Origin of the sequence: Pseudomonas sp. G1002, from assembly GCF_013385455.1 — a bacterium.
Taxonomy (GTDB): domain Bacteria; phylum Pseudomonadota; class Gammaproteobacteria; order Pseudomonadales; family Pseudomonadaceae; genus Aquipseudomonas.
Genome location: NZ_JACAPY010000028.1, coordinates 312,990 through 322,722, shown reverse-complemented (window position 1 = coordinate 322,722; position 9,733 = coordinate 312,990). Strand labels below are relative to the sequence as shown.

Annotated in this window: 9 protein-coding genes; 8 read left to right on the top strand and 1 reads right to left on the bottom strand. The window is 61.7% G+C overall.

Features of this window, described 5'->3' with window-relative positions; genetic code table 11:
- The first annotated feature begins 129 nt into the window (after positions 1–129).
- The 3 genes from rpmE (at position 130) to HX801_RS19195 (ending at position 2,640) form a co-directional block, all read left to right on the top strand.
- Positions 130–360 (top strand): 50S ribosomal protein L31, encoded by a 231-nt coding sequence (rpmE, locus tag HX801_RS19205; protein WP_003209330.1) that lies wholly within the window; start codon positions 130–132, stop codon positions 358–360.
- A 41-nt stretch (positions 361–401) separates the two neighbouring features.
- Complete coding sequence (locus tag HX801_RS19200) at positions 402–1,190, top strand: thermonuclease family protein (RefSeq protein WP_134327619.1); 789 nt, start codon at positions 402–404, stop codon at positions 1,188–1,190.
- 181 nt (positions 1,191–1,371) lie between these two features.
- A complete protein-coding gene (locus tag HX801_RS19195) occupies positions 1,372–2,640 on the top strand; it encodes a malic enzyme-like NAD(P)-binding protein (protein WP_003209334.1) in 1,269 nt (422 codons plus the stop codon).
- A gap of 191 nt (positions 2,641–2,831) precedes the next feature.
- Here the strand turns inward: HX801_RS19195 and HX801_RS19190 are convergent, their stop codons facing one another.
- Positions 2,832–5,288, bottom strand: a complete 2,457-nt coding sequence (locus tag HX801_RS19190) for a penicillin-binding protein 1A (protein ID WP_371316571.1) — start codon at positions 5,286–5,288, stop codon at positions 2,832–2,834.
- A gap of 220 nt (positions 5,289–5,508) precedes the next feature.
- Between HX801_RS19190 and pilM the strand changes: the two genes are divergently transcribed.
- From pilM to aroK, 5 genes are all read left to right on the top strand, one after another.
- Entirely contained in the window at positions 5,509–6,162 is a 654-nt protein-coding gene (gene pilM, locus HX801_RS19185; protein ID WP_087692533.1) for a type IV pilus biogenesis protein PilM, read from the top strand.
- Entirely contained in the window at positions 6,162–6,713 is a 552-nt protein-coding gene (locus HX801_RS19180; protein ID WP_003209339.1) for a PilN domain-containing protein, read from the top strand. Before pilM ends, HX801_RS19180 begins: the two co-directional genes overlap by 1 nt.
- Positions 6,710–7,735, top strand: a complete 1,026-nt coding sequence (locus HX801_RS19175; RefSeq protein WP_177022523.1) for a pilus assembly protein PilP — start codon at positions 6,710–6,712, stop codon at positions 7,733–7,735. The genes HX801_RS19180 and HX801_RS19175 overlap by 4 nt, the downstream gene beginning before the upstream one ends.
- A 69-nt stretch (positions 7,736–7,804) precedes the next feature.
- Positions 7,805–9,142, top strand: coding sequence for a type IV pilus secretin PilQ (locus tag HX801_RS19170; RefSeq protein WP_177022538.1), 1,338 nt, complete (start codon positions 7,805–7,807; stop codon positions 9,140–9,142).
- Positions 9,143–9,146: 4 nt separating this feature from the next.
- The gene (gene aroK / locus HX801_RS19165) at positions 9,147–9,665 is read left to right on the top strand and encodes a shikimate kinase AroK (protein WP_003209345.1); all 519 of its coding nucleotides are present in this window, start codon (positions 9,147–9,149) and stop codon (positions 9,663–9,665) included.
- Positions 9,666–9,733 lie beyond the last annotated feature (68 nt).

The following is a 9,733-nucleotide window of genomic DNA, read 5'->3' as shown; positions in this document are numbered from 1 at the left end:
GCTTTTCTGATGAAAGGGGCCGTTGTGCTTCTTGCGCGTTTAAAAAGGTCTGGTAGAATCCGCGGCCTAATTACGTGCGGTATTCAACAATAGTGTTGATTGGCGGCACGCTAGCCTGAGGAATACACCATGAAAGCCGATATCCATCCAAACTATGTTGCCATCGACGTTACCTGCAGCTGCGGTAACAAGTTCGAAACCCGTTCGACTTTCGGCAAAGCTCTGCCAATCGACGTGTGCAACGAGTGCCACCCGTTCTACACCGGTAAGCAGAAGACTCTGGATGTTGGCGGCCGTGTTGACCGCTTCAAGACCCGCTTCGGTGCTTTCGGCGCTAAAGCTGCTCCTAAAGCCGAGTAAGGCTGGTCCGCTTGGATGGCCTGTATGGCTTGTCCTCGCTGATGAAAAAGGCGTCCCTTGTGGGCGCCTTTTTTGTGTCTGCGATTTGGCTGGCGCCCGCCCAGGCCGAGGTGTTCTGCCCTGCGCCCGGCGATGTCGCGACCTTCGACGTGCAGCGGGTAGTGGATGGCGACACCGTGCGCCTCAAGGATGGCCGCAGCATACGCATGATCGGCGTCAATGCCCCGGAAACCGGCAAGCAGGGGCGCACTGACGAGCCCTTCGCCGTGGCCGCTCGCGAGCGCCTGCAAAGTCTTGTGGGCGCGAGCGGTGGGCGCGTTGGCGTGGTGCCCGGACGGGAGAGCAAGGACCGTTACGGCCGCACCCTGGCCCATCTCTACGGTGCCAATGGAGCAAATCTGGAAGCGCAGTTGCTCGCCGAAGGCCTTGGCTTCCAGGTGGCGGTCGCGCCGAATGTGGAACTGGTGGCCTGCCAGCAAGCCGCCGAACGCAGCGCCCGGCAGGCCCGGCTGGGGGTGTGGCGCCGGTCACCGGTGGTCGATGCGGCGAAGATCCAGCGCTCGGGCTTTGCCGTGGTCAACGGCCGAGTGAGCAAAATCGAACGCAATCGCGGCGGAGTCTGGATTGAGTTGCAGGGCTCACTGGTACTGCGCATTGCACCCAATTTGGTGGGCCGATTCGACAGTGCGCTGTTGAAAGGTTTGCAGGGCCAGTCCATCGAAGCCCGCGGCTGGGTGCTGGACCGCTCCCGACGCGGCGGCCTGGAAAAGGGCCAGGCACGCTGGCTGTTGCCACTGACCGATCCCGGCATGCTCGAGCAGGCGCCGTAAGAAAAAATTGTAGACATTTTTCAGGTCGATTGTGAACAGTTGAGCCCTTGTATCCCGTGGCTCTTGGCCAAAAGTCGTAGGGCAGGGCCCTTGACACCTGTGACTGCCCAGTCTTGTGGGGACTTTGCGACACGCGTATCCTCGGCGGTCCGTCGACCAACAGTAAAAGCGGAATGCCGATATGTCTGATTTGAAAACTGCCGCTCTCGAATATCATGCCCATCCTCGTCCAGGAAAGCTGAGTGTAGAGCTCACCAAAGCCACTGCCACCGCTCGCGACCTGTCGCTGGCCTACAGCCCTGGCGTTGCCGAGCCCGTACGTGAAATCGCCCGCGATCCTGAACTGGCCTACAAGTACACCGGCAAAGGCAACCTGGTTGCAGTGATCTCTGATGGCACCGCGATCCTCGGCCTGGGTAACCTCGGCCCATTGGCTTCCAAGCCAGTCATGGAAGGTAAGGGCGTGCTGTTCAAGCGCTTCGCCGGCATTGACGTATTCGATATCGAAGTCGATTCCGAGAGCCCGCAGGCTTTCATCGACACCGTCAAGCGCATCTCCATCACCTTCGGTGGCATCAACCTGGAAGACATCAAGGCACCTGAGTGCTTCGAGATCGAAAAGGCCCTGATCGAACAGTGCGACATCCCGGTATTCCACGATGACCAGCACGGCACCGCGATCGTTACCGCGGCCGGCATGATCAATGCCCTGGAAATCGCCGGCAAAACCCTTGGCGAAGCCAAGATCGTTTGCCTGGGCGCCGGCGCCGCGGCCATCTCCTGCATGAAGTTGCTGGTGAGCATGGGCGCCAAGCTGGAAAACATCTACATGGTCGACAGCAAGGGCGTTGTGCAGTCCGAGCGTACCGACCTGAACCAGTACAAGGCGATGTTCGCGCATCCGTCCTCCAAGCGTACCCTGGCTGATGCCCTGGACGGTGCAGACGTGTTCGTTGGCCTGTCCGGCCCGAACCTGCTGAGCGCCGAAGGCCTCAAGTCCATGGCGGCCAACCCGATCGTGTTCGCGTGCTCCAACCCGGATCCGGAAATCTCCCCGGAGCTGGCCCACGCCACCCGTAGCGACGTGATCATGGCCACCGGCCGTTCGGACTACCCGAACCAGGTCAACAACGTACTGGGCTTCCCGTTCATCTTCCGTGGTGCCCTGGACGTTCGCGCCAAGCGCATCAACGAAGAGATGAAAGTCGCGGCCGCCAACGCCCTGCGCGAACTGGCCAAGCTGCCGGTTCCTCAGGAAGTGTGCGACGCCTACGGCGGCATCAAGCTGGAATTCGGTCGTGAGTACATCATCCCGAAACCAATGGACAAGCGCCTGATCACCCTGATCTCCGATGCCGTGGCCAAAGCCGCAATCGAGACGGGTGTGGCCACCCTGCCGTATCCGAAGAACTACCCGCTGCAAAGCGTGGATGATGTGTTCAACGGCTAAGCCGTTGTAGCGCACCACCAAAAAGCCCCGGCTCTTGCGAGTCGGGGCTTTTTTTGTGGCTGGCAATTGGCTCGAGCCTGGCGGTGATCCAACTGTGGGAGCGGGCTTGCTCGCGAAGACGGTGTGTCAGTCGGCCCATGTGAGCCTGATACTCCGCTTTCGCAAGCCCGCTCCCACATTGGAACTGCGTGTTAGAACAAGTCGATCGGCGCCGCCTCGTCCGCCGGCAGCGGGCTGCCCGGTGCAACACCATTGCCCAGCTCGTTGACCGACGGCGGCGTGTCCTCGCTCTTGAACAGCTCGAAGTACGCATTCGGCGTGCTCGGCGCTGCTGCACGGCCGCTGACCGGGTCGATCCGCAGGCTCAGGATGCCTTCCGGTTCCGGCTGGGTATGCAGCGGCATATCCTTCAGCGCGGCGCCCATGTAGCTCATCCAGATCGGCAGCGCGACGGTGCCGCCGAACTCCCGGCGACCGAGGCTTTCCGGCTGGTCGTAACCGGTCCATACGGTGGTCACGTAGTCGGCGTTGTAGCCGGAGAACCAGGCATCCTTGGAATCGTTGGTGGTACCGGTCTTGCCGGCGATATCGGCACGGCCCAGGGCCAGGGCGCGACGCCCCGTACCTTTCTTGATCACGTCTTCCAGGATGCTGTTGAGGATGTAGGTGGTACGGCCATCCACAACGCGTTCGGCTACCGCCGGCGCTTGTGGTGCGGCGGGAGCGCCGGCTGCCGGGGCTTCGCCTGGCGTCGGCTCGATGGTGATGCCGCCGTTGGCCGGTGCTGCCTGGCCGTCAGTGGCCGCGACGCCATTGACCACGTCGCCCGGTACCCGTGGTGGGTTGGCGGTGAACAGGGTTTCGCCGCTACGGCTTTCTATCTTGTCGATCAGGTACGGGGTGATCTTGTAGCCGCCGTTGGCAAAGGTGCTCCAGCCGGTGGCGATTTCCATCGGTGTCAGCGTGGCGGTACCCAGTGCCAGGGACAGGTTGGGCGGCAGGTCCGACTTGTTGAAGCCGAAGCGGGTGATGTAGTCGATGGTCTTGCCTACGCCCATCGCCTGCAGCAGGCGGATCGACACCAGGTTACGCGACTTGTACAGCGCCTCGCGGACGCGGATCGGGCCGAGGAAGGTGTTGGTGTCGTTCTTCGGGCGCCAGACTTTGTCCAGGTACTCGTCGACGAACACGATCGGTGCATCGTTGACCAGGCTGGCGGCGGTGTAGCCGTTATCCAGTGCAGCGCTGTAGATGAACGGCTTGAAGCTGGAACCTGGCTGGCGCTTGGCCTGGGTGGCGCGGTTGTAGTTGCTCTGCTCGAAGGCAAAGCCGCCGACCAGGGCACGGATTGCACCGTTCTGCGGGTCAAGCGACACCAGCGCGCCCTGTGCCACGGGCACCTGGCTGAATTTCAGGCTGTCGTCCTTCTGGCGCTGCACGCGAACCAGGTCACCGACCTGCGCCACGTCCGACGGCTGCTTGGGCATCGGGCCCATGCTGTTGGTGTTCAGGAAAGGGCGGGCCCATTTCATGCTGTCCCACGACACATGCTCTTCGCCGGTGCGGGTCAGTACCTGCACGCCATCTTTCTTCACCTGGGTGACGATGGCGGGTTCAAGGCCGCTGATCGGGCGCTGTTTGCCCAGCTCGACGGTCCAGGCGCTCAGGGTCTTGCCCGGCAGGCGCGATTCAGGGCCGCGGTAGCCATGGCGCTGGTCATAGGCGACCAGGCCATCGTGTACCGACTTGTTGGCGATTTCCTGCAGGTTGCTCGGAATCGTCGTGGTCACGCGGAAACCTTCGGTGTACGCCTCGCTGCCATAGCGGCCGACCATCTCGGCACGGGCCATTTCGGCGATATACGGGGCATTCACTTCCGGGGTCGGCACGTGATAGCTGGCGTTCAGCGGCTCGGCCACCGCACTTTCGTACGCGGCCTGGTCGATCTTGCCCAGCTTGTACATGCGGCCCAGGATCCAGTCGCGGCGCTCTTTGCTGCGCGCCGGGTTGGCCAGCGGGTTAAAGCGTGAAGGCGCCTTGGGCAGGCCGGCAATCATCGCCATCTGCGCCAGGCTGGCGTCACGAATCGACTTGCCGTAGTAAACCTGCGAAGCCGCCTCGATGCCGTAGGCGCGGTTGCCCAGATAGATCTTGTTGACGTACAGCTCAAGGATCTCGTCCTTGGTCAGCTGACGTTCGATCTGCAACGCCAGGAGGATTTCCGTGGCTTTGCGGGAAAAGCTGCGTTCGCTGGTGAGGAAGAAGTTCTTCGCCACCTGCATGGTGATGGTGCTGCCACCGGATTGAATGTGTCCGCTTTTTACCAACTGCGTGGCCGCCCGCACCAGGCTGCTTGGGTCGACGCCATAGTGATTGGCGAAGTTATCGTCTTCAGCCGACAGCAGGGCATTGATGAAATTGGGTGGAATGTCGGCGAAACGGATCGGTGTGCGGCGCATTTCGCCGAACTCCGCGATCAGTTTTTCATCGCTGCTGTAGACCCGCAAAGGAATCTGCAACTGGATACTTCTCAGGGCCTCTACGGAGGGCAAACCCGGACTAAGGTAGAGATAGGCCCCGCTGAGCACGAGCATCAGCCCGCAGACGATCGCGACAATGGAGTACCCGAAAAACTTCAGCAGACGAATCAAGGCTTTTGGATTTCCAAGGAAAAGAATGGGTTAGGCGTCGGGGCATGCACGGCAAGTGGTGGATCGACCCGGCCAGCAGATAAACGCGGGAAAAAACGCTGGGCATTAAAGCATTTTTCGGCTTCGGGCGTCATTCGCGCCGCTCATACAAGCCGACCGAATGCAGGAAGCCTGGCAGCAATCAGTCCGTAAGACAGGGAAAGTTTTGGGGAGTTTTATGAGAAAGGGATTTTTCAGGCGAAAAGCCGATGCCGTCCTGGGTATCGACATCAATGACACCGGCGTCAGGCTGGTGGAGCTGGAGGCTTCAGGCACTGGCTACAGCGTGCGGGGCTACGCCATGCAGCAGTTGCCGGCCCATGCGGTGGTCGACAGCAGCGTGGTTGATTTCGATGCCGTCGCGCAGGCACTTTCCCGGGCGCTGGTACAGGCGCATACATCACTCAGGCATGCCGCCGTGGCCGTGGCAGGGCCCTCGGTGATTACCCGCGTGCTGGAGATGGACGCGGGGCTGACGGATGCTGAAATGGTGCGTCGAATCCATGGGGAAGCAGACCAGTACATTCCTTATCCGCTGGAGGATGTGGCTATCGACTTCCAGGTGCAGGGCCCGTCGGCCCATGACCCGCAAAGCGTCGATGTGCTGCTGGTTGCCTGCCTCAAGGAACAGGTGGAGGCCCGTGAGGCGGTTTTGGCCCTTGCGGGGCTGGCGACGCGGATAGTGGATGTCGAAGCATTTGCATTGGCTCGCGCGGGCAGGCAGGCTTCGGACAGCATCACGCCGGGCCGTCGTGTCGATGGCGCGCAATGGGCCGTGGATGCCCAGGGAATGGGAGTGGCCTGCGGGCTGGCCCTGAGGAGTTTCGACTGATGACACGAATCAACCTGTTGCCGTGGCGCGCAGAACGGAATGAGCGGCGGCGCAAATATTTTCTGGTGTTTTTGGCAGGGGCTGCAGCGGTGGCGCTGGCTGCGGTTTGGCTGGCAGACCAGGTGATCGACCGTGCAATTGATCGGCAGTTGGCTCGCAATAACCAGTTGAGCCAGGGTGTCACCGGGCTCGACTCGCGGATCAAGGCCATCGACGAACTGCATGAGCAGCGCCAGCAGTTGATGGAACGGATGAAAGTTGTGCAGGGTTTGCAGGACGATCGTGCGGCGGGTGCTCAGTTGCTGGACCAGTTGGCCCGTGCCGTGCCGGAGGGGGTGCAGTTGCGCGAAGTGAGCGTCGACGGCGGTTCTGTTTCCATCAGCGGCACGGCCGGATCGAACCGGGACATTGCTCAGTTCATGCGAGGCCTCGAAGCTGCCGAAGACTTGGAAGCGCCCCGGCTTCAACGGGTTCGCGGCGCGCAGGAGGGCGACGACAATGGCTTCCAGTTGACGGTTCGCCATGGTCACTCGGATGAGGTGCGCCAATGAGAGGGGCGTCAGGCCTGCCAGGGCTGACGGAATCCGATATAACCGAGCTCTGCCAGAACGCCGCCAACTGGCCCTTGCCGGGCAAGGCGTTGCTGGCTGGCGCGGTGGTTTGCCTGCTGTGGGCGGTGGGCAATACCGTCTACTTGAGTGGGGCGCGGGAGCAACTGCGCCAGCTTGAGTCGCAGGAAGTGGCGCTTGAACAGCAGGTCGCGCTGAAAACCATCCAGGCTGCCGGCCTGGAGTCCCTGGTCCGCGAACTCGAAACAATGCGAGGCCATTTCGCCAACCTGTTACGGCGGCTGCCTGCCGACACCCAGGTACCCGGCCTGCTTGAAGATATTGGCCGCCTGAGTGCCGCCAATGGCTTGGTGCTGGAGGCCATCGAACTTCGGGATGACCAGCCTCGCGCCCTGTACATCGAATCGCCCATGCAGATTGGCGTCACCGGGACTTTTCACGACCTGGCGGCGTTCATCAACGGCATGGCCAGCTTGCCAGGAATTGTCACGGTGCATGACTTGGCATTCAGTCCTGTCGATCCCTCGGAGTTGCATCTCAGTCTGGTAGCCAGGACCTATCGTCACAACCGCCAGGCGGGCGATGACCTGGAGGTTGATTTGCACCCGCCGGCACAGGCTGTCGCCGAGCCCGGGCCGCAGCAAGTGGCGTACGATTTTGCAGCCTTGCGCGACCCTTTCCAGCCGCCCTCTCGCCAACTGGTTCGACCCGCCGGGCGACCGGCTGCCGGACCTGATCTCGCCAGGCCTCGCGGAATCCTCGAAGGCTTCGCCGTGGAGCAGTTCGAAATGGTCGGGACCCTGTCCCTGGGGGCCCAAACCTTCGCCCTGCTGCGCGGAGCGTCGTCTGTCCATCGGCTGGCAATCGGCGATTACCTGGGCCCGGACCACGGGCGCATCACGGCAATCCACGACTCCCATGTCGAACTGGCCGAGCTTTTCCCGGATGGCCAGGGCGCGTGGCTGGAACGCTCGCAAACCCTTGCCCTGAACGTGAACTCATAACGGAAACAAACAATGAAAAGGACTTTTTCGTCCTTCGGTGTGGCGCTATGGATAGCGTTCACGGCACCGATGGTCATGGCTGTGCCCAATCGAATCGACTTGATTCACCTGCCGCCACCTGGCAATGCGCCCCTGAGTACCGGGCGCGTGGCATTCACCGGGGACAAGCTGTCCCTCAACTTCCAGAACATCGAGTTGCGCGCGGTGTTGCAGCAGATTGCTGACGTTGCCGGCCTCAATCTGGTGACCAGCGACGACGTGCAGGGTTCGATCACCCTGCGCCTCAAGGACGTGCCCTGGGACCAGGCCCTGGACCTGGTGCTGCAAACCAAGGGGCTGGACAAGCGTGTGACGGCCAATGTGCTGCTGGTCGCGCCGGCCGAGGAGTTGGCCGCCCGCGAGTTGCTGGCGATGGAGTCGCGCAAGCAAATGACTGAGTTGGCACCGCTGCGCCGCGAGTTGCTGCAAGTCAATTACGCCAAGGCGTCGGACCTGGCCAAGCTCTTCCAGTCGGCCGTGGGCCTGGAAGGCGCCACCGATGAGCGCGGCTCGGTGGCGGTGGATGACCGCACCAACAACATCATCGCCTACCAGACCCGGGAGCGGCTGGAGGAGCTGCGCACGATTGTGGCGCAACTGGATATTCCGGTAAGGCAGGTGATGATCGAGGCGCGGATCGTCGAGGCCAATGTGGATTACGACAAAAGCCTTGGCGTGCGCTGGGGCGGGAATCTGAATCGGGGTAACTGGAGCGCTGGCGGGATCAGGAAACCGCTGGCCGAAGGCGCCGAGCCGCCTGAAATCCCGCCCAGCTCGCCGTTTGTGGACCTGGGGGCGGTCAACGGCAGCGCCGGCCTGGGTGTCGCGTTTATCACCGACAACCTGCTGCTGGACCTGGAACTGACCGCCATGGAAAAAACCGGCAATGGTGAAATCGTTTCGCAGCCCAAGGTCGTCACCTCCGACAAGGAAACCGCGCGAATCCTCAAGGGCACCGAGATTCCCTATCAGGAGTCCAGCTCCACCGGCGCGACCTCGGTGTCGTTCAAGGAGGCCTCCTTGTCATTGGAAGTGACCCCGCAAATCACCCCGGACGGCTGGGTGATCATGGAGGTCAAGGTCACCAAGGACGAGCCCGACTACCTGAACAGGCTCAACGATGTGCCGCCGATCAAGAAAAACGAGGTCAATGCCAAGGTGCTGGTCAAGGACGGGGAGACCATCGTGATCGGCGGGGTTTTCTCCAATACTCAAAGCAAAGTGGTAGATAAAGTGCCATTTTTGGGCGATGTGCCGTATCTTGGCCGCCTTTTCCGGCGGGATGTGGTTTCGGAGAAAAAATCCGAGCTGCTGGTATTCCTGACTCCGCGTATTATGAATAACCAGGCGATTGCTGTGAGTCGTTGATTCTGTGCGAAATTTGATTCTTGTAGGACCGATGGGGGCTGGAAAAAGCACCATCGGCCGTTTGCTGGCCAAAGAGCTGCGCCTGCCATTCAAAGACTCCGATAAGGAAATTGAATTGCGCACGGGCGCCAATATCCCGTGGATCTTCGATAAGGAAGGCGAACTGGGCTTTCGCGACCGCGAGCAGGCGATGATTGCCGAACTGTGCGGCTGCGATGGCGTGGTATTGGCCACCGGCGGTGGCGCAGTGATGCGCGACGAGAACCGCCGGGCGCTGCACGCCGGCGGTCGCGTGGTTTATCTGCACGCGTCTGTCGAGCAGCAGGTGGGCCGCACCGCTCGCGACCGCAATCGCCCATTGCTGCGCACCGCCGACCCGGCAAAAACCCTGCGGGACCTGCTGACGCTGCGCGACCCGCTTTATCGGGAAATCGCCGATCTGGTGGTGGAAACCGATGAGCGGCCGCCACGAATGGTGGTTCTCGACATTCTCGAGCGCCTGGCACAGTTGCCACCCCGTTAAAGCCAGGGCCGAAATGCGCTATCCTCGGCGGCGCGTCATGACCGTCCGAGTTGTGGCGTAGAGCCATC